26 protein-coding genes are annotated in these 22,096 nt (G+C 71.1%); 15 read left to right on the top strand and 11 right to left on the bottom strand.

Features of this window, described 5'->3' with window-relative positions:
• The first annotated feature begins 261 nt into the window (after positions 1–261).
• Positions 262–1,278, top strand: a complete 1,017-nt coding sequence (locus tag YWW_RS28505) for a VldE C-terminal domain-containing protein (protein WP_155829951.1) — start codon at positions 262–264, stop codon at positions 1,276–1,278.
• Between the two features lie 58 nt (positions 1,279–1,336).
• Complete coding sequence (locus YWW_RS0105590; protein ID WP_051325419.1) at positions 1,337–2,557, top strand: L,D-transpeptidase; 1,221 nt, start codon at positions 1,337–1,339, stop codon at positions 2,555–2,557.
• A gap of 206 nt (positions 2,558–2,763) precedes the next feature.
• Here YWW_RS0105590 and YWW_RS0105585 read toward each other — a convergent pair whose 3' ends face one another.
• Complete coding sequence (locus tag YWW_RS0105585; RefSeq protein WP_026929344.1) at positions 2,764–3,105, bottom strand: DUF3817 domain-containing protein; 342 nt, start codon at positions 3,103–3,105, stop codon at positions 2,764–2,766.
• A complete protein-coding gene (locus tag YWW_RS28500) occupies positions 3,102–3,428 on the bottom strand; it encodes an SURF1 family protein (RefSeq protein ID WP_155829949.1) in 327 nt (108 codons plus the stop codon). The genes YWW_RS0105585 and YWW_RS28500 overlap by 4 nt, the downstream gene beginning before the upstream one ends.
• Positions 3,429–3,493: 65 nt before the next feature.
• Here YWW_RS28500 and YWW_RS28495 point away from each other — a divergent pair, with 65 nt between their 5' ends.
• Positions 3,494–4,420: an acyltransferase domain-containing protein gene (locus tag YWW_RS28495; protein WP_155829947.1), complete on the top strand. Its 927-nt coding sequence runs from the start codon at positions 3,494–3,496 to the stop codon at positions 4,418–4,420.
• A gap of 14 nt (positions 4,421–4,434) precedes the next feature.
• On the opposite strand, the gene YWW_RS0105570 is transcribed toward YWW_RS28495, so the two are convergent.
• Positions 4,435–4,926: a cupin domain-containing protein gene (locus YWW_RS0105570; protein ID WP_035699375.1), complete on the bottom strand. Its 492-nt coding sequence runs from the start codon at positions 4,924–4,926 to the stop codon at positions 4,435–4,437.
• 132 nt (positions 4,927–5,058) lie between these two features.
• On the opposite strand from YWW_RS0105570, the gene YWW_RS0105565 reads away from it, so the two are divergent.
• From YWW_RS0105565 to YWW_RS0105555, 3 genes are read left to right on the top strand one after another with little or no spacing between them, the layout of a single operon-like run.
• Entirely contained in the window at positions 5,059–5,559 is a 501-nt protein-coding gene (locus YWW_RS0105565; RefSeq protein ID WP_026929342.1) for an RrF2 family transcriptional regulator, read from the top strand.
• 9 nt (positions 5,560–5,568) lie between these two features.
• Positions 5,569–6,447 (top strand): TIGR01777 family oxidoreductase, encoded by an 879-nt coding sequence (locus tag YWW_RS0105560; protein ID WP_026929341.1) that lies wholly within the window; start codon positions 5,569–5,571, stop codon positions 6,445–6,447.
• A gap of 57 nt (positions 6,448–6,504) precedes the next feature.
• Complete coding sequence (locus tag YWW_RS0105555; RefSeq protein WP_026929340.1) at positions 6,505–7,062, top strand: hypothetical protein; 558 nt, start codon at positions 6,505–6,507, stop codon at positions 7,060–7,062.
• Here the strand turns inward: YWW_RS0105555 and YWW_RS28490 are convergent.
• Positions 6,992–8,038 (bottom strand): LLM class flavin-dependent oxidoreductase, encoded by a 1,047-nt coding sequence (locus YWW_RS28490; protein ID WP_051325416.1) that lies wholly within the window; start codon positions 8,036–8,038, stop codon positions 6,992–6,994. The genes YWW_RS0105555 and YWW_RS28490 overlap by 71 nt on opposite strands.
• Positions 8,039–8,176: 138 nt before the next feature.
• Here YWW_RS28490 and YWW_RS0105545 point away from each other — a divergent pair, with 138 nt between their 5' ends.
• A complete protein-coding gene (locus YWW_RS0105545) occupies positions 8,177–9,106 on the top strand; it encodes a hypothetical protein (protein WP_026929339.1) in 930 nt (309 codons plus the stop codon).
• 39 nt (positions 9,107–9,145) lie between these two features.
• Here the strand turns inward: YWW_RS0105545 and YWW_RS0105540 are convergent, their stop codons facing one another.
• The gene (locus YWW_RS0105540; RefSeq protein WP_051325415.1) at positions 9,146–10,528 is read right to left on the bottom strand and encodes a class II 3-deoxy-7-phosphoheptulonate synthase; all 1,383 of its coding nucleotides are present in this window, start codon (positions 10,526–10,528) and stop codon (positions 9,146–9,148) included.
• Positions 10,529–10,714: 186 nt separating this feature from the next.
• Here YWW_RS0105540 and YWW_RS0105535 point away from each other — a divergent pair, with 186 nt between their 5' ends.
• The 4 genes from YWW_RS0105535 (at position 10,715) to YWW_RS35745 (ending at position 12,976) form a co-directional block, all read left to right on the top strand.
• Positions 10,715–11,338: a cyclodeaminase/cyclohydrolase family protein gene (locus YWW_RS0105535; protein WP_026929337.1), complete on the top strand. Its 624-nt coding sequence runs from the start codon at positions 10,715–10,717 to the stop codon at positions 11,336–11,338.
• The gene (locus tag YWW_RS0105530) at positions 11,335–12,183 is read left to right on the top strand and encodes a bifunctional 5,10-methylenetetrahydrofolate dehydrogenase/5,10-methenyltetrahydrofolate cyclohydrolase (RefSeq protein WP_026929336.1); all 849 of its coding nucleotides are present in this window, start codon (positions 11,335–11,337) and stop codon (positions 12,181–12,183) included. Before YWW_RS0105535 ends, YWW_RS0105530 begins: the two co-directional genes overlap by 4 nt.
• Before the next feature lie 94 nt (positions 12,184–12,277).
• Positions 12,278–12,658, top strand: coding sequence for a hypothetical protein (locus YWW_RS0105525; RefSeq protein ID WP_026929335.1), 381 nt, complete (start codon positions 12,278–12,280; stop codon positions 12,656–12,658).
• Positions 12,659–12,769: 111 nt separating this feature from the next.
• A complete protein-coding gene (locus YWW_RS35745; protein WP_155829945.1) occupies positions 12,770–12,976 on the top strand; it encodes a hypothetical protein in 207 nt (68 codons plus the stop codon).
• 174 nt (positions 12,977–13,150) lie between these two features.
• Here YWW_RS35745 and YWW_RS0105520 read toward each other — a convergent pair whose 3' ends face one another.
• Positions 13,151–14,176 (bottom strand): 6-phosphofructokinase, encoded by a 1,026-nt coding sequence (locus tag YWW_RS0105520; RefSeq protein ID WP_026929334.1) that lies wholly within the window; start codon positions 14,174–14,176, stop codon positions 13,151–13,153.
• Between the two features lie 292 nt (positions 14,177–14,468).
• Positions 14,469–15,011, bottom strand: a complete 543-nt coding sequence (locus YWW_RS0105515; protein WP_026929333.1) for a polyadenylate-specific 3'-exoribonuclease AS — start codon at positions 15,009–15,011, stop codon at positions 14,469–14,471.
• 326 nt (positions 15,012–15,337) lie between these two features.
• On the opposite strand from YWW_RS0105515, the gene YWW_RS0105510 reads away from it, so the two are divergent.
• Positions 15,338–16,030, top strand: a complete 693-nt coding sequence (locus tag YWW_RS0105510; RefSeq protein WP_026929332.1) for a cyclic nucleotide-binding domain-containing protein — start codon at positions 15,338–15,340, stop codon at positions 16,028–16,030.
• A 74-nt stretch (positions 16,031–16,104) separates the two neighbouring features.
• On the opposite strand, the gene YWW_RS0105505 is transcribed toward YWW_RS0105510, so the two are convergent.
• On the bottom strand, positions 16,105–16,791 hold the full coding sequence (locus tag YWW_RS0105505; RefSeq protein WP_211228439.1) for a lysophospholipid acyltransferase family protein: 687 nt from the start codon (positions 16,789–16,791) through the stop codon (positions 16,105–16,107).
• A 159-nt stretch (positions 16,792–16,950) separates the two neighbouring features.
• Between YWW_RS0105505 and YWW_RS0105500 the strand changes: the two genes are divergently transcribed.
• Together YWW_RS0105500 and YWW_RS33775 are read left to right on the top strand one after the other, a co-directional pair.
• Positions 16,951–17,721 (top strand): alpha/beta hydrolase, encoded by a 771-nt coding sequence (locus YWW_RS0105500; protein ID WP_035699365.1) that lies wholly within the window; start codon positions 16,951–16,953, stop codon positions 17,719–17,721.
• Positions 17,714–18,238: a hypothetical protein gene (locus tag YWW_RS33775; RefSeq protein ID WP_051325414.1), complete on the top strand. Its 525-nt coding sequence runs from the start codon at positions 17,714–17,716 to the stop codon at positions 18,236–18,238. The genes YWW_RS0105500 and YWW_RS33775 overlap by 8 nt, the downstream gene beginning before the upstream one ends.
• On the opposite strand, the gene YWW_RS33770 is transcribed toward YWW_RS33775, so the two are convergent.
• A complete protein-coding gene (locus YWW_RS33770; RefSeq protein ID WP_051325413.1) occupies positions 18,174–18,803 on the bottom strand; it encodes an alpha/beta fold hydrolase in 630 nt (209 codons plus the stop codon). The genes YWW_RS33775 and YWW_RS33770 overlap by 65 nt on opposite strands.
• Positions 18,800–20,155 carry a flavin-containing monooxygenase gene (locus YWW_RS0105485; RefSeq protein ID WP_026929329.1) on the bottom strand — a complete coding sequence of 452 codons (1,356 nt, stop codon included), beginning with the start codon at positions 20,153–20,155 and terminating at the stop codon, positions 18,800–18,802. Before YWW_RS0105485 ends, YWW_RS33770 begins: the two co-directional genes overlap by 4 nt.
• 178 nt (positions 20,156–20,333) lie before the next feature.
• Between YWW_RS0105485 and YWW_RS37695 the strand changes: the two genes are divergently transcribed.
• Entirely contained in the window at positions 20,334–21,434 is a 1,101-nt protein-coding gene (locus YWW_RS37695) for a cytochrome P450 (RefSeq protein WP_155829941.1), read from the top strand.
• Here YWW_RS37695 and YWW_RS0105475 read toward each other — a convergent pair.
• Complete coding sequence (locus YWW_RS0105475) at positions 21,403–22,077, bottom strand: hypothetical protein (RefSeq protein ID WP_026929328.1); 675 nt, start codon at positions 22,075–22,077, stop codon at positions 21,403–21,405. The genes YWW_RS37695 and YWW_RS0105475 overlap by 32 nt on opposite strands.
• Between the last annotated feature and the right edge of the window lie 19 nt (positions 22,078–22,096).

The raw sequence follows: 22,096 nt of genomic DNA, 5'->3' as shown, positions 1-22,096 counted from the left end.
GGTTCAATTTCGAACCATCCTACCTCGCGGTACGCACCGCGAGCGGGCTCGAGTTACCCAGGCCATACCACTGCCGGGGCCGGGGCGACGGGCGGGGCCGATCGCACCGGGGCGCCACGGCGAGCGAGACCTATTCACGTCCTTTACGGTGCGTGAACACCGGAACGCGCTCAAGACCCCCCATGAATCGAGCAGAATTCGCGTTCTACGCTGTACGCCGACACGTCCACTCGGCCTCGAGCACCCGAAGGACCTCCCGCTTTGAACGGTACCGCCGCACGCCCCGCCGTGATCGACTCGGCCCGACGCCTTCTCTCCTTCCCCGTCGTCGCCATCGCCGCCGTGGTCCTGCTGGTCGCCCCGGCCTCGCAGTCCAGCGCGCAGGAGGAAGGGGCCTCGGACAACCTGAGCCAGGCCATCGAGGACTACCTCAACGCGCAGGACGAACTGGCCTCCCTCCAGCAGGAGCAGGAGGACCTCGAGCAGGAGCTGGCCGATTCGGCCGCCGAGATCGAGACGCTCAACGCCGAGCTCGACGAGTACGCCTACATCGCGTACACCACCTCCGACTTCCAGTCCACGGCGGCGCTCATCGCCTCGGGCGACCCGTCCGAATCGCTCAACGCGATGACCATGCTCGAGTTCCTCGGCGAATCGCGCGCCGACAGGCTGAACGAGCTCATCGACCGCCTCGCCGAGATCGAGGCCACGCAGCAGACCCTCGAGGACAACATCGCCGAGCAGGAGAACCTCACCGAGGAGATGGAGGCGGCCCGCGACGAGGCCGCCCGCGAGATGGCGGCCTCCGGCGGCGACGCGACCACCGGCCCCAGCGCCAGCGACGCCCCCGCGGCCGAGTCCGCGCCCCGCAACTCCGACGGGACGCTGCCGTACGAGGGCTGCACCGAGGACGACCCCACGACCGGCGGCTGCATCACCCCGCGCACGCTCCACGCGCTGGAGCAGGCCCAGATCGCCGGCTTCACCCGCTTCGTCAACTGCTACCGGTCCGGCGGCTCGGGCGAGCACCCCAAGGGCCGCGCCTGCGACTTCTCCGCCCAGGCGGGCGGCTTCGGCGGCGACGCGGGCGGCGACGACTACGACTACGGCGACAACCTCGCCGCCTGGCTCACCGAGAACGCCAGCGAGCTGGGCGTGCAGTACGTCATCTGGTACCGCCAGATCTGGTTCCCCTCCTCGGGGTGGCGGTCCTACTCCGGCGCCTACGGCGACCCGTCCTCGGACCACACCAACCACGTCCACTTGAGCATTCGCTGAGTCTCCGCTCACACGGCAAGTGCGAAGGCGCCTCGCACGTACTGTGTACTGTGGTTGCATGACGATCGGACGCTCCTCCATGACCCGGCGCGGCGCCCTGACCGCCGGGATCGCCGCAGTCGGCCTGGCCGCCTGCTCGGACGACACCGGCACCATCGGCTCGGGCGACGAGCCCGAAGAGGAGCCCACCAGCGCCGCGAGCGTCACCATCACCCCCGCCGACGGCGCCGCCGACGCCACGGCCGCCTCCGAGATCGCCTGGACCGTCGAGAACGGCGCCTTCACCGAGTTCAAGCTGACCGACGCCGCGGGCGACGCGGTCGAGGGCGACATGCACCCCGACGGGACCACGTGGGTTCCGGCCGCCCCGCTCGAATGGGAGGGCACCTACACCGCCTCGGTCACCGCCGAGGACGAGGCCGGGATCCCCGTCACCGTCGAGTCGACGTTCACCACGATCGCCTCGCCGGGCAACCGCGTCTCCATCGAGAACTACCTGCCCGGGCAAGACTCCACCGTCGGCCAGGCGGCGGTGCTGGCCTTCCGCTTCGTCGACTACGAGATCCCCGAGGACCTGCGCCAGTCCGTCGAGCGGCGCCTGTTCGTCAGCTCCGAGCCGGCCCAGGAGGGCTCGTGGCACTGGATCACCGGCCGCGCGCTCGAGTACCGGCCCAAGGAGTACTGGCAGCCGAACACGCAGGTCAGCGTGCGGCTCGCGATCGGCGGCCTGCCGATCGGGGAGGACAGGTACGGCGAGTTCGACGCGGAGACGGTCTTCAGCACCGACTCCGAGGCCCGCATGCTCGAGGCCGACAACGAGACCAAGCAGCTGCGCGCCTACCAGGACGGCTCGATCGTGCAGACGATCCCGATCTCGCTGGGCGCCGACGAGATCGACGGCCACGACGCGCGCTCGTTCGAGGGCCAGATGATCATCATGAGCCGCGAGGAGGAGTCGACGTTCGTCTCCGACCTCTACGACTACGAGACCGACGTCAAGTGGGCGATGCGGCTGACCTTCAGCGGCCAGTTCATCCACGGCGCGCCGTGGGCCGCGGACGCGCTCGGCAACTCGAACATCTCCCACGGCTGCATCAACGTCACCGACGAGATGGGGCAGTGGCTCTTCGAGTTCGTGCGCTGGGGCGACCCGGTGGTGGTGCTGAACACCGGCCGCGCGCTGCCGCCGGGCGACGGCTTCACCACGTGGGACCTCGACTGGGAGACCCTCGTCGCCGGCTCCTACCTCGAGCGGACCGCCGAAGGCGAGGGCGGCTAGGGCCTGTCCTGTGAATCAGGGCGAGGCGGTATCCGAGTCCATTTGTTCGCTCGCAGTGCCAAGATATGGCTCGCAAGCGTCGCCAAGAGGGCGAAGGGGCGCCCAGATCCCGGTGTTGGATCTGGGCGCCCCGACAACGCAGCGAGCGGGCAAATGGGCCGGATAACGCCCGGTCTGATTCACAGGACAGGCCCTACCCCCTCGGCTCAGTGCACGGGCTCGCGGGTCTTCGGATCCGCCGCCTGCGGATGCTCCTCGAGGATCCGCCTGTGCGCCCAGCGCTCGACGAAGAACGAGCCGACCGGGACGGTGCCGCCCAGCAGCAGGCCCACGGTCTGCGGCCAGAACTTCCAGCCGGCCTGCTGGGCCAGGTGGAAGCCGAGCACCAGGTAGACCATGTAGAACAGGCCGTGGATGGGGCTGATGACCGTCACGAGCACGTCGTTGTCCGCGAAGTACTTCATCGGCATGGCCACGAACATGAGCGCGATGAGGAAGGTGCCGACGATCCAGGCGACGATGCGGAATCGCTTCAGCGCGGCATTCATGCGGTGCTCCCCTGCTTCGGGTCGGATTCGGTCCGCCTGGCCTTCAGGATCGAAGACTCGAACGGCGAGGTCATCGGCGGCGGCTCCTCGCGGCGGCGCTGCTTCTCGGGCTGGTCCTTGCGCAGCTCCAGGCGCATCTGGCGCACCCACAGCGCGACGGTGAACAGCGCGAACAGCGGCCACTCGAAGGCGTAGCCCCAGCTGATGGCGTTCCCGTTCTGGGCGCGGGTCAGCTGCCACCAGCCGAGCAGCCCGAACCCGGTCGTCAGCACCACGGCGAAGAAGTGGAGGACGAGCCATGGGGGCGTCAACAACCGTCGCACACGGCCAGACTATGGCGGCCGACCCGGAGTTGCCGCGCGGGGGCGGCCCGTGGTGACATAGGCCGGTGACCGATGATCTTCCTCCGGCCGGAACCGTCCCTCCCCTGCCGAAGCCCGACCCGGACAGGGTGCGGGAACTCCTGCTCGAATGGTGCAACGCCGACCCCGAGGACGCCTTCGCGGCGGCCGAGGCCGCCCGCGGCCTCGACGACGAGATGCTCGCGCTGGCGGGCCGGATGCACCGCTCGATCGCCGACGACATGGGCGGGCGGCTGTGGCTGCGCTGGCCGAAGCCGGCGGCCGACGGCAGCGGTCCCGAGCGCTTCCTCGGGCTGTACGCGGTGCTGGAGGCCGTGCCGCTCATGCTCGACTTCCACCGCGGCATCGGCGTCGGCGAGGCCTACTCCCGGATCCTGCTCCACGACGTCGGCGAGAAGCTGCGGCTCAACCGGACGATGTACGGCCGTCCCGGACTCGACGTGGCGTTCTGGTTCACCGCGCACGTGCGGGGCACGATCTACCAGCTCGGACGGCTCCAGTTCTGCATAGAGGGGACGGCCGCGGCGCCGCGGATGGGCCTGCACATCCGCGGCGAGGGCGGCCCGCTCACCCCCGAGGCGGTCCGGTCCTCGGTGGCGCAGGCGCTCGAGTTCTTCCCGGCGCGGTTCCCCGAGCTGTTCGGGCCGGATGAGCCGATGTCGTTCATGTGCTCGTCGTGGCTGCTCGACCCGCAGCTGCGCGACTGGCTGCCCGAGCGGTCCAACATCCTCAAGTTCGGCGAGCTGTTCGACCTGGTGGGCCCGGCGACGTACGTGAACGCGGGCGGGCACGACGACATCTGGCGTTTCGTGTTCGCCAGGACGCCGGACACGCCGATGGAGGAGCTGCCGACTGCGAACACGCTCCAGAAGTCGGTGATGGCCGGGCTCAAGGCCGGCGTCGCCTTCCAGACCCGCCTGGGCGGGTTGAACCTGGAGCGACTCGGCCCGTGAACCCGGCCGGGCGGTTACGACCTGGCCTTCCGCCAGGCGGGGCTGTCGACGTAGTGGTTGTCGAAGCGGTCGCCCGAGGCGGCGATCTCGGCGGGGTCGGCCTCGCCCGCCGCCACTCGGGCGAGCAGCCGGTAGTAGTCGAAGCGGTCGGCGGCCGGAGTGAAGACCGCCAGGACGTCGGCGTCCGCCCCGGCGGCGGCGCCGAAGGCGTGGGGCAGTCCCGGCGGGAGGCTGATGAAGTCGCCCACTTCGAGGACGACGACCTCCTCGCCCGCGAGGACTTGCAGCGCGCCGTCGATGACGAACAGCGACTCGCTCGCGCCGCCGTGGAAGTGCGGCGGCGCGCCGTCGCCGCCGTCGGGGAAGGTCGAGCGGGTGACCGACAGCGCCCCGGCGGTCTGCGAGGAGTCGGCCAGCAGCGTCATGACCGAGCGCTGGGCGTGGTCGAGCCGCTCGGCGGAGGCGGCGCGGGTGACGAGCGGCCGGGGGGCGGCTTGCGTGTTCATTCGGATCGCTCCTGTCATTCCTGGATGTTTCTTATCTAGATATTATATGTCCGGGAATGATTCCGCCAGTGGCTTGACGAGCCTCACAACGATTGGCGATGCCATCGAATCGGGATGTATAGACTCTCGGTCATGCGTATCAGCGAAGGCGTCGAATGGGCCGCGCACTGCTGCCTGCTGCTGGACTGGATGGGCGTGGACGAACCGGTGGCCACCGCGCGGCTCGCCGCGGGATACGGCTTGCCGCCCGCCTACCTCAACAAGCAGTTGCAGCCGCTCGTCCGCGCCGGCGTCCTCGCCTCCACCCCTGGCAAGCGCGGCGGCTTCCGGCTCGCCAGAAGCCTGGAGGACATCACGCTCATGGACGTCCTCGCCGCCATCGAGGGCCCCGACGAGGCCTTCCAGTGCGACGAGATCCGCAAGAACGGCGTCTGGGCCGAGCTGCCGGAGTCGGCCTTCCGCGCCCCGTGCGCCGTCGACACCGCCATGCGGGCGGCCGAGCTGGAATGGCGCCGCGCCCTCGCCTCCAAGACACTGGCCTCCGTCCAGGCCGACGCCGAACTCCAGGCCCCCTACCTGCGCAGGCAGGTCCAGGAATGGTATGCCGAGCATTACCCGCCGCGCACCCCATAAGGTGGACTCATGCGGATCGTCATGGCCGGATCGAGCGGCTACCTCGGCGGCGCGCTGCGACGCGCGCTGGAAGGCAACGACATCGTCAGGCTGGTGCGCCGAACCCCGCGCGACGACGACGAGATCCAGTGGGACCCCTACAGGGATCCGCTCGATCCCTCCATCTTGGATGGCGTCGACGCCGTGGTGAACCTGGGCGGCGCCTCCATCGGCGGGCGGCGCTGGAACGCGGCCTACAAGCGGCACATCCGCGCCAGCCGCGTCGTCCCCACCGGGGTCCTGTCCGAGGCCGTCGCCCGAGCCGAGGTGCCGCTCCTGGTCAACGCCTCGGCGGCCGGCTGGTACGGCGACCGCGCCGACGTGCCGGTCGACGAGCGCACCCCGGCCGCGGCCGACTACCTCGGCACGACGGCCCTGGCCTGGGAGCAGGCCACGGCCCCCGCGCAGGAGGCGGGGTCACGGGTGATCAGGCTCCGCACCGGCCACGTCCTGGGCCCGGGCAGCGAGCTGCTGGCCAGGCTGATACCGACCTACAAGTTCTTCCTCGGCGGCCGGTTCGGCAGCGGCCGGCAGTTCGTCCCGTGGATCTCCCTGCGCGACTGGGTGAGCGCCGTCGAGCTGCTGCTCGATTCGGACGTGGACGGGCCGGTCAACATGGTCGGCCCGACGCCGACGAGGAACCGGGAGTTCACCAAGGCGCTCGGCGCGGTCCTGCACCGGCCCGCGCCGTGGATCATCCCCGGCTGGGCGGCGAGACTGGTCGCCGGCGAGGCCGCGGTCGAGATGCTGCGCGGTGCCGACGTCCGCCCGGCCGTCTTGGAGGCCAAGGGCTTCGAGTACAAGGACAGCACCGTCCTGGACGCCTTGGAGTGGTCGCTCGGCCACTGACCGAGTGGCGGCGGACCGATACACTGGGGCGTTCGCCCGGCCGTGGAAGGAGCGCCCGTGACATCCCCGACCGCCGACGGCCCGGAAGTGCTGTACCGCAAGCCCGGCACCGTCACCGCGGCGCAGACGCTCATGTGGATCCAGTTCTCGTTCGTCATCTGCTGCGGCTTCGGCACGGCGTTCGTGACCTTGTTCATGACCGGCATCGTCGGCGAGCTCGGCTTCGACGAGGACCTGCTCGAAGGCGCCGAGAACCTGCTGGTCCTGACGGTCGCCGTGCTCCTCGGCGTCGCGGCCGTCGCGGTCCTGTTCGGCGTGCTCGCCGCGAAGCTCGGGGCGGGGCGGCGCTCGGCGCAGATCATGACGATCGTCGTCATGCTCGGGACCATCGTCTTCGGCTTCGTCGGCCTCTACACGCAATTCGAGCTGGAGGAGTACGTGGGCTCGCCCGTGGACGGCTCCGAGGTGGTGGGGACGCTGCTGGCCCTGGCCCTGCCGATCGTGACGCTGCTGTGCCTGTGCACCGGCTCGGCGAACCAGTGGTTCAGGCAGGGCGGGCGGGACCCGTGGCCGCGGCACCGGCCGGTGTACCCGCCGGTGGCGCCGCCGTACTGAGCGCCTCGCCGAGCGCGGCGATGTTCTCGCGCACCGCTTCGGGCTCGCCGAGACCCTCGACGAGCAGGAGCTGCCTCGCCACGCCGGTCTTCTCGGCGGAGGCGGCCAGCCGCTCGGCGACGTGCTCGGGCGGGCCGACGGCGTGCCGGCCGATCATCCAGTCCACATAGGCCGCGTGGTCGCGTTCGGCGCGGCCCGGCCGGAGGCTCACGTACTGGCCGACCCCGCGCGTCAGCAGCTCGGTCAGGGAGCCGCGCAGCCGCTCCGCCTCCGCCGGGCCGCCGATCTGCGCCAGGTGCGTCGAGACGTGCTCGGCCCGGTCGGGGTCGAAGCCGTGCGCCTCGGCCTCGTGCCGCCACGCGCCGATGAGGGCTGCGTGGTCCTCGTCGGCGGCGTGCATGCCGAGCAGCAGCGGCAACCCGAGCCGGGCCGCCAGGCGGGCCGTGCCCTCGCTCGTCGCCGCCATCCACACCGGCCTCCCGCTCCCCGGCGGCATGACCCGCACCGGCAGCACGTCGAAGAACTCCCCGGCGTGGGCGATCTCGTCCTCCCCGGACAGCCAGCGCACCAGCAGCCGCAGCCCCTCCTCGAAGCCGTGCTCGAAGCGGTCCAGGCCGGTGCCGAAGACGTCGAGGTCGACCCACGGGCCGCCGCGGCCGACGCCGAGGCGGAAGCGGCCGGGCGCCAGCGCCTCCAGCGTGGCGGCCTCCTCCCCCAGCGCCACCGGGTGCCGGTTCGACAGGATCGCGACCGCCGTCCCGACCTGGATCCGCTCGGTGGCGGCGAGCAGGTGCGCGGCCATGAGCGTCGCCGAAGGGTTGGCGCCGTACTCGATGAAGTGGTGCTCGGCGACCCACACGCCGTCGAGGCCCTCGTCCTCGGCGGCCTTCGCGTAGCCGACGAGTTCGCGCAGGGTCCCGCCGGGGGCCGCGCCGGGGAAGACGCCGCCGAGCAGGAACAGGTCATGTGCGGTCATGAGCGGTGCTCCAGGAAACTTGCGGCGGAAAATTCAAAATTGTACCGTCTGTCCAGATCCAGGGCCGCCGCCGCGGCGCCCGGTGATCCCCAACGGTTCCATACCGGGCCGTGGCGGACAAGCGTCAACGGAGGCACCATGCTCTTTCCCTATACCGGGTCCGGCTCCTACTGCTACGCCGACTCACTCGCGATGGTCCTGGGGGACGATTCGCCCGGCCCGGCCGTGATCGAGGTGCTGACCGGCTCGCCGTTCGGCATGCAGTTGCTCGGAGGGACCGCGCCGTTCTTCGACCCCGCCGGGTGGGACGGCGGCATCGGGCTGAACGAGGCCGTCACGGCGCTCGGCTGGGAGTGCCGCCGCACCTCGGGCGACCGCGACGAGGCCGAGCGGCTGCTGCGCGCCGCGCGCACCGCCGACCCGGTCCTGGTCGGCCCGGTCGAGATCGGCCTGCACGAGCACCGGCCCGGTTTCGGCGAGCCGATCGGCGGCGACCACTACGTGGTGGCGCTCGGCGTCGCCGACGACATGGTCCGCTTCCACGACCCCGCCGGGCACCCGTTCGCGACGCTGCCGATCGAGCGGTTCCTGGACGCCTGGCGCACCGACACCCTCGACTACGGCGAGTCGTACACCGCGAGGACCGCTTTCACGAGGGCGCGCGAGGTCGAGCCCGCCGAGGCGATCGAGAGCACCATCGGCACCGCGATCGCGTGGCTCACCGGCGAGCACGTCCATCCGGTGCGGCCGGGGACGCTGCGGAACCGGGAGGCCGCCGAGCGACTGGCCGCGATGGTCGAGGAGGGCCTGCCCGAGGAGACGCACGGCCACCTGGCGCACTTCGCGATCCACGTCGGGGCGCGGCGGCTCGCCGACGCCGCGGTGTGCCTGTCGGGCATCGGGCTGTCGTCGTCGGCCGCGCTCGCCGCGCGGCAGTCCGAGCTCGTCGGGAGCCTCCAGTACGAGGTGACGACCGGGCGGACCGAGCGGGCCGCCGCGGCGCTGCGCGCGCTGGGGCCGACGTACGGCGAGCTCGCGTCCCGGCTGCGGGAGGAGCGGCGGGCATGACGAAGGGCGCCTCCCGAAGGGGCGCCCTCGCTCGCTTCGCTAGTGGCGCAGCATCTCGGCGACGAGGAAGGCCAGTTCCAGCGACTGCTGCGTGTTCAGCCGCGGGTCGCAGGCCGTCTCGTAGCGGTGGGAGAGCTGGTCGTCGCGGATCTCCTGGGCGCCGCCGACGCACTCGGTGACGTCCTCGCCGGTCAGCTCGATGTGGATGCCGCCGGGGTGGGAGCCCACCTGGCGGTGCACCTCGAAGAAGCCGAGGACCTCGTCGACGACCTGGTCGAAGGCGCGGGTCTTGTAGCCCGAGGCCGCCTCGAAGGTGTTGCCGTGCATCGGGTCGCACTGCCAGACGACCTTGCAGCCGGCCGCCTCGACCTTCTCGACGATCGGCGGCAGGACGGTGCGGACGTTCTTGTGCCCCATGCGCGTGATGATCACGAGCTTGCCGGGGACGTTGTCCGGGTTGAGCTTCTGGCACATCTCGACGACCCACTCGGGCGTGGCGGTCGGGCCGATCTTGCAGCCGATCGGGTTGGCCAGGCGCGAGAGGAAGTCGATGTGGGCGCCGCCCAGCTGGCGGGTCCGCTCGCCGTTCCACAGCATGTGCCCCGACAGGCCGTAGGCCTTGCCGTCGAAGATGCGGGTCAGGGCCCGGTCGTACTCGATGGCGAGCATCTCGTGGGAGGCGTACACGTCGGCGGTGTGGAGGGCGTCGTCCTCGACGCCGCAGGCGGCCATGAAGGCGACGGCGCGGTCGATCTCGCGGCCGATCGCCTCGTAGCGCTCGCCCGCCGCCGAGGTGCGGACGAAGTCCTTGTTCCAGTCGTGGACGGCCTGGAGGTCGGCGAGGCCGCCCTTGAGGTAGGCGCGGATCATGTTCATCGCCGCGGCGGCGTTGGCGTAGGCGCGGATCATCCGCTGCGGGTCGCACACCCGCGCCTCGGCGATGGCCTCCAGCGAGTTGAACATGTCGCCGCGGTAGACCGGCAGGCCGAGCGCGTCGGTGGCCTTGGAGCGCGGCTTGGAGTACTGGCCCGCGACGCGGCCGACCTTGATGACCGGCAGCGAGGCGCCGTAGGTGAGCACGACCGCCATCTGGAGGAGGGTGCGCATGTTCGCGAGCACGTGATGCTCGGTGTTGTCCAGGAACGTCTCGGCGCAGTCGCCGCCCTGGAGCAGGAAGGCGCGCCCTTCGCACACTTCGGCGAGCTGCTGGCGGAGTTGGTCGACCTCGTAGGGGGCGACGATCGGCGGAACGCCCGCGAGCACTCCGGCGACGTCCTCGACCTCGGCGTAGTCGGGCCACGGAGGAGTCTGCTCCCTCGGCAGGCTCCGCCAGGCGTCGAGCTGGTAGCGCTCGGCTTCCTCCGCGTCGGCTACGACGGGGACGAGACCGGGATTTCGCAGATCATGCCATTGGCGATTCACGCGCCAATCCTACTTGTGCGGCTCGGGCGGCTCCAACGCCGATTCGCCCTTCCCAGTGCGCGAGTCCTCCCGGATTCGCGTGAACACCGACACATCCGCGCGGTCTCCGGCCGCGCGGCGTACCGACACGCCACAAACGGACGAGCGCGGACATCCCGTCTTTCGGGACGCGTCTACGCTGGTCTGGTGCGCAAGACGACGATTGAAGACTGGCTGACCGACCTCGCGTCGGAGCTCCCCGCGCCCGGTGGCGGCGCGGCGGCGGGAATGAACGCGGCGACCGGGGCGGCCCTGGTGTCGATGGTGTGCAACCTGACCATCGGGAAGCCGAAGTTCGCCGAACACGAAGCGGTCATGCGCGAGGCGCTGGCCGAGGCCGAGCGGCTCCGCGCCGAGGCGCTCCGGCTGGCCGAGGACGACGCCGAGGCGTTCTCCGGCGTGATGGCGGCCTACAAGCTGCCGAAGGCCACCGCCGAGGAGAAGGCGGCCCGCACCGCGGCGATCCAGTCCGGGCTGGCCGAGGCCGCCGAGGTGCCGCTCGCGGTGGCGAAGGTGTCGGCGCAGGTCATCCGTCTCTCGGGGAAGATCCTGGACGGCTCGAACCCGAACGTGCTCTCGGATGTGGCCGTGGCCGCGTCGAGCGCGAAGTCGGCCCTGGAGTCGGCGGCGCTGAACGTCGACATCAACCTGGGGTCGATCAAGGACGCGGAGGTGCGCGAGCGTCTGGCGAGCGCGCTCAACGAGTCACTCCAGGCGAAGGTGCAGGCCGAGGCGATCATGCAGGCCGTGGCGAAGAGGATCAGAGCATGAAGGACATCGACGGGCGCGCGGTCGCGAAGGCGCTGCGCGAGGAAGTGGCCGCCGCGGCCGAGCGGCTGCGCGAGGGCGGCACGGTGCCGACGCTGGCGGTGGTCGTGCCGACCGACGACGAGGGCACGGCCTGGTACGTGCGGTCGATCGCGAAGACCGCCGGGAAGCTCGGCCTGGACTGCCGGGTCGTGCAGTTGGAGGAGCCGGGCCGCGACGAGATCGTCGCGAAGCTCCAGGAGCTCTCGGCCGACCCGGAGGTCCACGGGGTCATCTGCCAGACGCCCCTGCCGGAGGGCGTGAGCCTCGCGGAGGTGGGCTGGTACATCAGCCCGTTCAAGGATGTCGACGGCGCGAACTCGGAGAGCCTGGGCCGGCTGGCGCAGGGGCGGCGCACCTTCGCCCCGGCGACGAGCGCGGCGGTGCTCGAACTGCTCCGGCACGAGGGCGTGCGTCTCGAGGGCGCGCGGGCGGTCGTGGTGGGGCGCTCGACGGTGGTCGGCAAGCCGGCCGCGCTGCTGCTGGTGAACGAGTCGGCGACGGTGACGGTGTGCCACTCGCGGACCAAGGAGCTCGCCGCGGTCTGCCGGGAGGCGGACGTGCTGGTGGCGGCGGTGGGCCGGCCGCGGATGATCGGCGCCGAGTTCGTCAAGCCCGGCGCGGTCGTGATCGACGTCGGCACGAACCCGACGCCGGACGGCGGCCTGGTCGGCGACGTCGACTACGAGGCGGTGGCCCCGCTCGCCAGCGCCATCACCCCGGTTCCGGGCGGCGTGGGGCCGGTGACGACGATGCTGCTGCTCCGCAACACGGTCGAGGCGGCCCGGCTGGCGCTGGAGCACCCTTAGGGTCTTCAGCCGGGGGTCAAAGTGGCGGATTCCCGACAGACAACACCGACTACTGCGCGTAACGTCAGGTATTCGTTACCGTAGGAGGTCTGGTATGACACGTCGTCTCGTCTTCGTGGCGACCGTCGCGGGCATGCTCGTCGCCGTCGCGAGCCCCGCCATGGCGTTCCAACACGACCGGGTCCACAACCCGGTGCTCCACGCGTTCCTCGACATCGCGAGCATCGCGATCGTCGTCGCCCCCGTCTGGACGGCCCTGCTGTGGGGCTCGGGCCGCAGCAAGTGGCTCCTCGCCGCGGTCGTCGGCGTCGTGCAGGTGCCGGTGGCGGTCCTGGCGTTCGTGCCCGAGGCCTCACACGCCCTCAAGGGCGCCGGTCTCGCGCTCGGCCTGGCGATCAGCGTCGCCGCGATCGTCTACACCAGGCGCGCCGCGCGGGCCGAGAAGAAAGCGGCGGCAGAGGTCGCCGGCGCCTAGCTCGAAGCCGTAGGGGCCCTCGTCGGCGGTGAGCACTCGCAGCTCGGGGCAGCCTCGGAAGGGGCCGTCGAAGCCGCCGGAGGCGGGATCACGGTAGGCGTGCCACGAGCAGTGCTCCTCGCCGACCCAGCCCCAGGCCCGGTGGGTCTCGGCGCCCGCGAAACGGTATACGCCGACGCTGAGCAGCCGGCCCGCCACCGGCCGCCGGTAGAAGTCGGCGTCGAGCCCCGCGATCGGGACGCCGTCGAAGTCGACGTCGCGCAGAGTCTTGTGAAACGTGAAATCGGTGAGCTGCGGGAGCTCGCCGGTATCCCCTGAGAAAGCCACTGGCACGTCCGGTCTAACGAACCGGACGTGCCAGTGGTTGTGTCTTCAGTGCGGCCGATCACGCGGACCGGCCGCTCCGGCCCCGTGGGGCCGGATTTCCGCGGCCGCCCGAGGAGTCGCTCGTCGCGGCCGCACCCGGTCGCGGTGGACCGGAGTCGTCGGCGCTTAGGCGCCGAAGAAGACCTCGGCGTCCTGGTAGCGCTCGACCGGGACGGTCTTGAGGACGTCGGTGCCCTCGTGGATCGGGATGCGGACGACGTCGGTGCCCTGGAGGGCCATCATCTTGCCGAAGTCGCCCTCTTCGACCGCGTCGGCGGCCTCGATGCCGAGGCGGGTCGCCAGGACCCGGTCGAAGGCGGTGGGGGTGCCGCCGCGCTGGAGGTGGCCGAGGATGATCGCGCGGGTCTCGGAGCCGGTGCGCTCCTTGATCTGCTCGGCGACCCAGTCGCCGACGCCGCCGAGCTTGACGTGCCCGAACGCGTCGACCTCGCCGTCCTTGAGGACCATGCCGGTTTCGGCGTGCGCGCCCTCGGAGACCGCGACGATGGTGGACTTGCCGGCGTCCATGCGCTCCTTGACGAAGTTCGCGACCTTCTCGATGTCGAAGGCGACCTCGGGGATGAGCACGACGTTCGCGCCGCCCGCGATGCCGGCGTGGAGCGTCATCCATCCGGCGTGGCGGCCCATGATCTCGACGACGATGCAGCGGTCGTGCGACTCGGCGGTGGTCCACAGCCGGTCGATCGCCTCGGTGGCGATGTTGACGGCGGTGTCGAAGCCGAAGGTGTAGTCGGTGCCCGAGAGGTCGTTGTCGATGGTCTTCGGGACGCCCACGCAGTTGACGCCGTCGGCGGTCAGCTTCGTGGCGACGCCCAGGGTGTCCTCGCCGCCGATGGCGATCAGCGCGTCGATGCCGAGCGCGGCCATGTTCTTCTTGATCGCCTCGACGCCGCCCTCGATCTTGTAGGGGTTGGTGCGGGAGGAGTGGAGGATCGTGCCGCCCTGGTCGAGGATGCCCTCGACGGTGTCCCAGTCCAGAGGCTGCGTGATGCCCTCGATCGGGCCCTTCCAGCCGTAGCGGAAGCCCACGAACTCGTGGCCGTATTCCTTGGTGCCTTTGCGGACCGCGGCACGGATGACCGCGTTGAGACCGGGGCAGTCACCGCCGCCGGTGAGCACGCCAATGCGCATGCGTCGTACTCCCTAGAGTGAGATCTGTTAACTGGGCGGCTTCATTGCCGAAACTTCGCTCAGCCTATCTCGGCACTTCGGAGCGGTGGTGAGGGGTTGCGAAGCCGGAAAGGGCCGTTCGGGCGGAAAGGTCGGCGGCCCCAGGGCGGGGCCGGCGGGAAGCGGCGCGCGGCACCGAGCGGGGCGGGGAGGCGAAGGCCGACGACAAGGGTTCAGCTGCGCCGAGTGGGCGGGGCGGCGGTTCCGAGCGGGAGGCCGGAGGGCGGCGAGGGGGTGGCGGCGCTGGGCCGGTTCAGTGTTGCCCGAGTGCGGCGCGGTCCCTGCGGGCGGCTTCGAGGGACTCCCAGCGGGCGAGGTTGAGCTTGGCGTCGGTCAGCGCGTCGTGGAGGTCGGCGTCGGGCGCGACCGGCAGTTCCGGGCGGCCCAGGTCGTCCCAGCGCTGGCGCAGGTCCTTGGTCATCCGCGGCAGCGCTCGCGGCAGCTCCGGCATGGAGCCCCACAGCTGCGCGAACGCCACGTGGTCGTAGGCGCCGTACCAGGCCCACAGTTCGATGCGCTCGCCCGGATGCGTTCCGGTCTTCTTGCGCACCGGGGTGACCAGGAAGTCGTATAGCTCGTCGCGGATGGTCGCGCGGTCCTTCCACAGCGGGCTGGCCGGGCCCGGGAGCTTGTCGAGTACGTTGCGCCGCACCCACTCTATGGCCCTGGACGGATCGAATTCCGTTGAGACGGCGTAGTATTCGCGACCGAGTTCATCCACGACGCCGATGGAGACCAGGTCGATCGTGCGACCGTCCTCGATGAACTCGCAGTCGTAGAAGTATCGGTACGCCACACATCGGCCTTTCGTATGATCGCGGGCCGCGTCTCCGGCCCTTCCGGCCTGCGCCCGTATGTCGCCTGGCTGGAGTCGACGCTACGCCATACGATCTGGTGGCCGGTACCTGACCTCGCATTCTGCATGTGAGAATCGCGATACCGGACATTACGCGATAAAATACGTAGACTTGATCGTACACTCGGCCGAGCGACAACTGCGCACTCTGAACACATGACCCAACGGAGCGTGAAGTTTCCGACACCAGGCCCTGTACAACGACGGAAAAGACAGCGATCATCGGAGGGAACCCGCGGAGCGGTCCCACCGAAGGGGGAAGAACTATGGGTGTCAGCCCATCTGAAGACCCGCTAGCAGGCGTCGCCATGTTCGCCGGCCTCGACCCGCAGGCCCGGCGCAAGATCGCCGACGTGGCGGTACCCCGCCACTACCGTCGAGGGCGTCTGCTGTTCTTCGAAGGCGAGGCAGGCGAGTCTTTGATCATGATCCGGTCCGGGGCGGTGAGCGTCTTCCGCACCGCCGCAACCGGTGAGCGGGCGATGCTCCACGTCGCGCGGGCACCCGAAGTCCTCGGCGAGGTGTCGCTGCTGGACGGCTCCCCCCGTTCGGCCTCGGCCGAGGCCCTCGAGGACACCACGGCGCTGGCGCTGGCGCGGTCGAGCTTCCTGGAGCTGGTCCACGGCAGCCCCAAGATGCTGGACGCGGTGCTGCGGTCGATGGGCATGATCGTCCGCCGCCTCACCGAGCAGTCCTCGGACCACGTCTTCCTCGATCTCCCCGGGCGGGTGGCGAAGACGCTGGTGCGCCTGGCCGAGCAGCACTCCTCCCCCATGACGACCATCGAGTTGAACCAGACCCAGTTGGCGGAGATGGCGGGCGGTTCGCGGCAGAGCGTCAACCAGGCGATAGGGATCTTCGCCAACCGCGGCTGGCTGCGAACCGAGGGCCGCAAGATCGTCGTCGTCGACCTCCCGGCGCTGCGCCGCAGGGCGGGTTTCGGAGGAGCCGAAGGATGAAGCACAGGGGCGAGGCCGAAAAATGAAGACAGGGGCGGAGCAGGAGGGTAGAGCACGGAGGCGGAGCCGAAGGGTCAGGCGTCCTGGTCCTTCTTCTTGTCCTTGATCTTCGCGGCGTACTCGTCGACGTAGTCCTGGCCCGAGAGCTCCCTGAGCGCGTCCATGATCTCGTCGGTCACCGCCCGCTCGACGGTGCGGTCGCCGACGAGCCCCGAGTAGCGGCCGAAGTCCAGCGGCGGCCCGATCCTGATGCGCGGCCGCCCGCGGCTCGGCAGCCGCTTCCCGATCGGTTGCAGCTCACCGGTGTTCATCATCGCCACCGGCACCACCGGCGATCCGGTCTCCAGCGCCAGGCGCGCCACCCCGGTCTTGCCGCGGTACAGCCGCCCGTCCGGCGAGCGCGTCCCCTCCGGGTAGATCCCGAACAGCTGCCCTTCCGACAGGACCCGTTTCCCGGTGCCGAGCGAGGCCGCGGCCGCGTCGCCGCCCGCGCGGTCGACCGGGATCGCGCCGACCATGCCCATGAAGGTGCGCGTCATCCAGCCCTTGGCGCCCGTGCCGGTGAAGTAGTCCGACTTCGCGATGAAGGTGATGTGGCGTTTGACCACCAGGGGCAGGAAGACGGAGTCGAACACCGCCAGGTGGTTGCTCGCCAGGATGGCGGGGCCCGTTTCGGGCACGTGGTCGAGCCCTTCGACCTGCGGACGCCAGATCGCCCACAGGATCGGCCCCAGCACCGCCTTCAACACCCGGTAGATCACGGACCCAAGCGTATAGGTACCGGTCAATCGAAGGCCGACCCGTGCCCGCGGCGGGCCCCGCACCGTCCCCGCGGTGGCCGCCTCACAGTGGTCGCCCCTGTCCGGTCCGTGCGAGAATGGGCGGGCGGTACGAATTGGGACCAGACGCTGGGAGGCGGCGTGTCAACCGAATCCGAGGCGTTCACGTTCGACGCCGGCCCGGGCGCCGAGGCCACGATGCTGCTCTGCCACGGCTTCACCGGAGACCCGTCGAGCCTGCGCCCGTGGGGCGAACACCTGCGCGACGCGGGCTACAACGTCGTCTGCATGCTCCTGCCCGGCCACGCGCTGCCGTGGCGGGAGCTGGCCAAGACGCGCTGGCCCCAGTGGTACGCCGCCGCCGAGGAGGGCCTGGACGAGGCGCTCGGCTTCGGCCGCCCCGTCTTCGCGGGGGGCCTGTCGATGGGCGGCACGCTGGCGCTGCGCCTGGCCGAGCACCGCGGCGCCGAGCTCAGCGGGCTGGTGCTGGTGAACCCGGCCATCTACGACGACAAGCCGCACGGCTTCCTCGCTCCGCTGCTGCGCTACGTCGTGCCCAGCGTCGCCGCCATCGGCTCCGACCTGGCCAAGCCGGACGTGCGCGAGAAGGCCAGCGACCGGACGCCGCTGGCGGCCTTCGCCTCGGTGCGACAGCTGTGGAACGTCACCCGCGCCGAGCTGCCCCGCGTCACCGTCCCGGTCCGCATCTTCACCAGCGCCGTCGACCACGTCGTCCACCCGCGCAACAGCGCCGTCGTCAGGGCGGGGGTGCGCTCCAAGGACGTCGAGTCGACGGTCCTGCCGCGCAGCTACCATGTGGCCACCCTCGACTACGACGCGGAGACGATCTTCTCCGGAACCGTCGAGTTCATGACCAGGCAGTTGGCCAAGACCCGAGGTGCCCATGACTGACCGAGAAGAGGAGCCCGAGTCCGGCGGCGAGATGCGCCCCGAGGACGTCGACCGGCGGTTCAACGAGCTCATCCGCGACCTCGATCAGGACCATCCCGCCGGGCTCCCCGAGCCGACGACTCCGGCCGCGCCGCCGCCGTCCGATGATGACGAGCCGACGCTGCTGGAGCTGTGGGACGCGGAGCTGCCCGAGGACGAGGAGGACGAGTACGTCGCGCCCGAGCCTCCGCCGCTGCCGTGGCCGAGCCTGCCCGCGATCGGCGGCGTCCTGTGCGTGCTCGGCGGCCTGCTGCTGCTGGTGCGGCCGGACATCGCGCCGCTGGGGACGAACCCGGGGCGGCTGGTCGGGTTCCTGGTGTTCGTGGGCGGCGTGTGGCTGCTCATCAGCAGGCTCAGGGACGACCCGGCGGAGGACGAGAAGGACGACGGCGCCGTCGTCTTAGGGCGGCGGTTCAGTCCCTGCGGCCCAGCCAGGACAGGATCGTGTCGAGCAGTCCTTCGGCGCCCGGGCCGGTGAAGACGTCCCCGGAGACGCCGGGGAAGGTCAGGGGCGCGACGCCGTAGGCGTCGGTGATCGCCTGCGCCTCTTTCGACTGGGCGTCGGACTCGTCGACGGCCAGGAGCACTTTCGGATCGCCGACCGGTTTCGGCGGCTGCTTCGGCAGCTTGTGCGGGGCGACGAGGACGAGCGCGGCGGCCGGGTAGCGGGCCGCGGCCAGTGCGGCCCAGGCCGCTCCGGCGCCGTGGCCGACCAGGACGGCCTGGCGCGGGAGGCCGATCGCGGCCTGGACGAGGTCGTGAGCGCGGGCCTCGACGCCGCCGGGGGCGGCGGGCGTGTTGCCTTGGCCGCGAACGCTGACGGCGGCGGCGTAGCGGCCCGAGCCCGCGATGCGCTTGAGCCACAGGGCGCTGAAGGCGGCGGCGCCGGCGCTCTCGCCGGTGCAGCACAGGACCGGCGAGGCCTCGGGGTCGTCCTTGGCCTCGACGTCGAGGAGGTCGGCGGGCTCGACGACGGCGATCTCGCGCCGCACGGAGGCGGGCTCGGGGACGCGGGTGCGCCGGACCCAGGCTTGCAGGCTCACTTCACTGGCTCCTGTTCGAGTGTGTCGATGATGCGGCCGAGGCCGGCGAGGTACTCCTCGGCGTCGACGGCCAGCTGGTGGCGGGGGGAGATCCCGGTCGAGTCGACGGCGTACTGGGCGGATTCGCTGACGACCTGCTGGCGGAAGTTCGCGGCCCGCTCGGGATCGCCCTTGCGGATGTGCAGCCAGTGGGAGATCGCGTGGGTCTGCCAGTGGACGATGGGGAGCGTGCCGACGCCGGGTTCGACGAGGCCGGCGACGGCGAGGGTCTCCACGCGCGGGGAGAACATGCGGGCCAGGAGCTTGGGGTGGGCGGAGTCGCCTTCGACGCCGAGGAGCCCGGGCGGGCAGCAGGCGATCTTGGGCTTGTAGCCGGTGGCGAGGACGACGACGTCGGGGCGGACGGTGGTGCCGTCGGTGAAGGCCACTTCGCCGCCGTCGAAGCGGGCGACGTCGGGGCGGCGCCGGATGGAGCCGTCGCCGACGTGTTCGAGGTAGCGGCCGTTGCGGATGGGCTCCTCGTCGGTGTGCCGGTGGTCGGGGGCCTCCATGCCCATGCGGGCCGAGAGCTCGCGGTGGCCCTTGAGGAGGCGGTCGGTCAGGAAGCCGCGGAGCCAGCTCGGGCGGCGCCGGAGCCTGGCGAGGGCGTAGTCGGCCGGTTCGCCGCCGAGGTATTTCGGCAGGTACCAGTAGCCGCGGCGCACGGAGTGGACGCATTCGGCGGCGTTGACGGCGGCCTCGCAGGCGATGTCGATGCCGGAGTTGCCGCCGCCGACGACGAGGACGCTCTTGCCGCGCAGGCGGGAGCCGTCCTTGAGCTGCGAGGAGTGCAGGACGGTACCGCGGAAGCCGTCCTGCCCGGGGTAGGAGGGCAGGTTCGGGACCCAGTGGTGGCCGGTGGCGATGATGACGGCGCCGTAGCGCAGGCGGCGGGCGGCCGAGCCGGCGGCGGGCTTGACGACGACCTCGAAGCGGGAGCCCTCGACGGGTTCGACGTGGGAGATCTCGGAGCCGTACCAGATGTGCTCGGCCAGGCCGAAGTGGGAGGCGTAGCGCTTGAGGTAGTCGAGCATCTGCGAGGCCGAGGGGTAGTCGGGCCAGTCGTCGGGCATGGGGAAGTCGGGGATCTCGGTCTGGGAGCGCGAGGTCACCAGGTGGGTGTTGGGGTAGAGCGGGCTGTGCTGGTTCTCGGGGTTCCACAGGCCGCCGAGGACGGTGTCGCGTTCGTAGCAGTCCACTTCGAAGCCGTTCTCGCGGAGGTTCTTGACCGCGATGAGGCCCGCGGCTCCGGCGCCTATGACGCAGACGGCCTCGCCTCTGTCGTAGGCGGCTTGGGAGGAGTACTCCTGCAAGGGGCTTGCTCCTTCTGCTGAGGGCGACTGATGGGACCGGCTCGGCGCCTCTTCGCGTGCGGCGGGAGGCGCCGGAAGGCTGAGAGCAGATTACCGTGAGCGGGGTTCATACGTTCGGGGGAGGTAGGCTGCGCGCGTGCTGTTCGAGCTGTGGAAACATTCCCCGGGCGGGGCTGCCGTGTTCCGTGGGGATGGGCAGGTCGTGGTGGCCTCGCACCGGCTGGCGAAGGAGGTCCTCCTCGACGGGCGGCGGTTCTCCCCGGCGAACGCGTTGGACGCGGTCACGCCGCTGCCCGCGGCGGTGCTGCGGGAGTTGACGCGGCACCGGTTCCGGCTCCCGGCGACGTTGGCGAACAACGACACCGGCACGCACGAGTCGATCCGGGCGGCGTTCGCGGAGGCCTTCGCGCCGCCTCGGGTGGAGGCGCTGCGGCCGTGGCTGACGGGCCTGACGAGGCGGGCGGTGCTGGGCGTGGCGGGGCGGCTGCGGGCGGGCGGGGCGGTGGACCTGGACGGGGCGGTGTCCTCGGAGGTGCCGCTGGCGGCGCTGGCGCGGCTGCTGGGCCTCGATCCGGGGGCGACGGCGGAGGTCAAGCGCTTCAGCCGGGCGGCCCTCGAACTGTTCTGGGGCAGGCCGGATCTCGATCGGCAGCTCGAACTGGCGCGGATCGTGGGCCCGTACCACGCGGTGCTGCGCTCGTGGGCGGCGAGTTCGACCGGCGCCACCAGGAGGGTCCTGAACGAGCACGGCGAGGACGCGGCGACGGCGGCGCTGTTCTTCCTGCTGGTGGCGGGCCAGGAGACGACGTCGCAGTTCCTGACGCTGCTGCTGCACCGGCTGATCGAGCAGCCCGGCCTGTTGGACTTCCCCGCGGCGGCGGTGGTCGAGGAGGGGTTGCGACTGCTGCCGCCGCTGGTGTCGTGGCGGCGGGTGGCCGCCGACGACACCGATATAGGCGGTCTGCCGGTGAGCGGAGGCGAGTCGGTTCTGGTGTGGCTGGCGGCGGCGGGTGCGGACGAGGGCGTGGCCGAGTGCCCGCACCGAATGGTGCCGGGCCAGCGGGGCTCACGACGCCATCTGGCCTTCGGCGCCGGGGCGCACCGGTGCCTCGGCAGTCAGCTCTCGCGGATGGAGGCCGAGGTGGTGGTGTCCGAGTTGGCGCCGCTGCTGCGCCGCTGCGTAGTGGTCTCGCCGCCGGTGAGCGACGAGAACCTCTCCTTCAGAATGCCGGGCCCGCTGGTCGTCGCTATGCGGCGGCGGCCTTGCGGCCCTTCCTGATCGTGCGGACCATGAGCCACACCGCGAGGGCCGCCAACAGGAGGCCCGCGATCCAGAGCCCGACGGTGACGCCGCCGAGGGCGGGCAGTTCGTAGGCGATGCGGACGTGGCCGTCGATTCCGGCCGAGCCGTCGGTGTTCATGACGATCGGCGTGACCTCGCCGGTGTAGCCCTCGACGTCCCATTCGTAGGTGCGGGTGCCGGCGCCTTCGAGCGTGAACTCCCAGATGTCGGCCTCGGCACCGAGCGTCTGCGGCGCTTCCCCGTCGATGTGCTCCTCGGTGGGGCCCTCGGCGCCGGTGGCGCGGTGGACGGCGGTGTGCTCGACGCCGTCGAGGAACGCGGCGGCCTCCTCGGGCTCGGCGAAGCCGACGAACTGGTCCTCGTCCGAGGTGACCTCGAGGTGGACGGTGTCGGTGAGCCCGAAGTTGGAGTAGATGGACTCGTCCCAGGAATCGCCGACGACGGCGTAGGTGTCGGCCGAGAAGTCGGCGTCGTCGACCTGGAGGCGGCCTTGGTCGTCGGTCATGGACTGGAGCGTGCCCGCGACGGACACGGCGATGAGGGCGAGCAGCAGGAGGAGGATCTCGCCGGTGAGGGCGAGGGCGCGGCGTGGTCGGCGGGCGTTCGCTCGCGGTGCCATGAGGGTCTCCGTTCTCAGT

It is taken from the genome of Glycomyces tenuis DSM 44171 (genome assembly GCF_000427885.1).
In the GTDB taxonomy this organism is placed as follows: Bacteria; Actinomycetota; Actinomycetes; order Mycobacteriales; family Micromonosporaceae; genus Glycomyces; species Glycomyces tenuis.
Note: the sequence above shows the minus strand (reverse complement) of the source record. Positions and strands in the feature narration are given on the sequence as shown.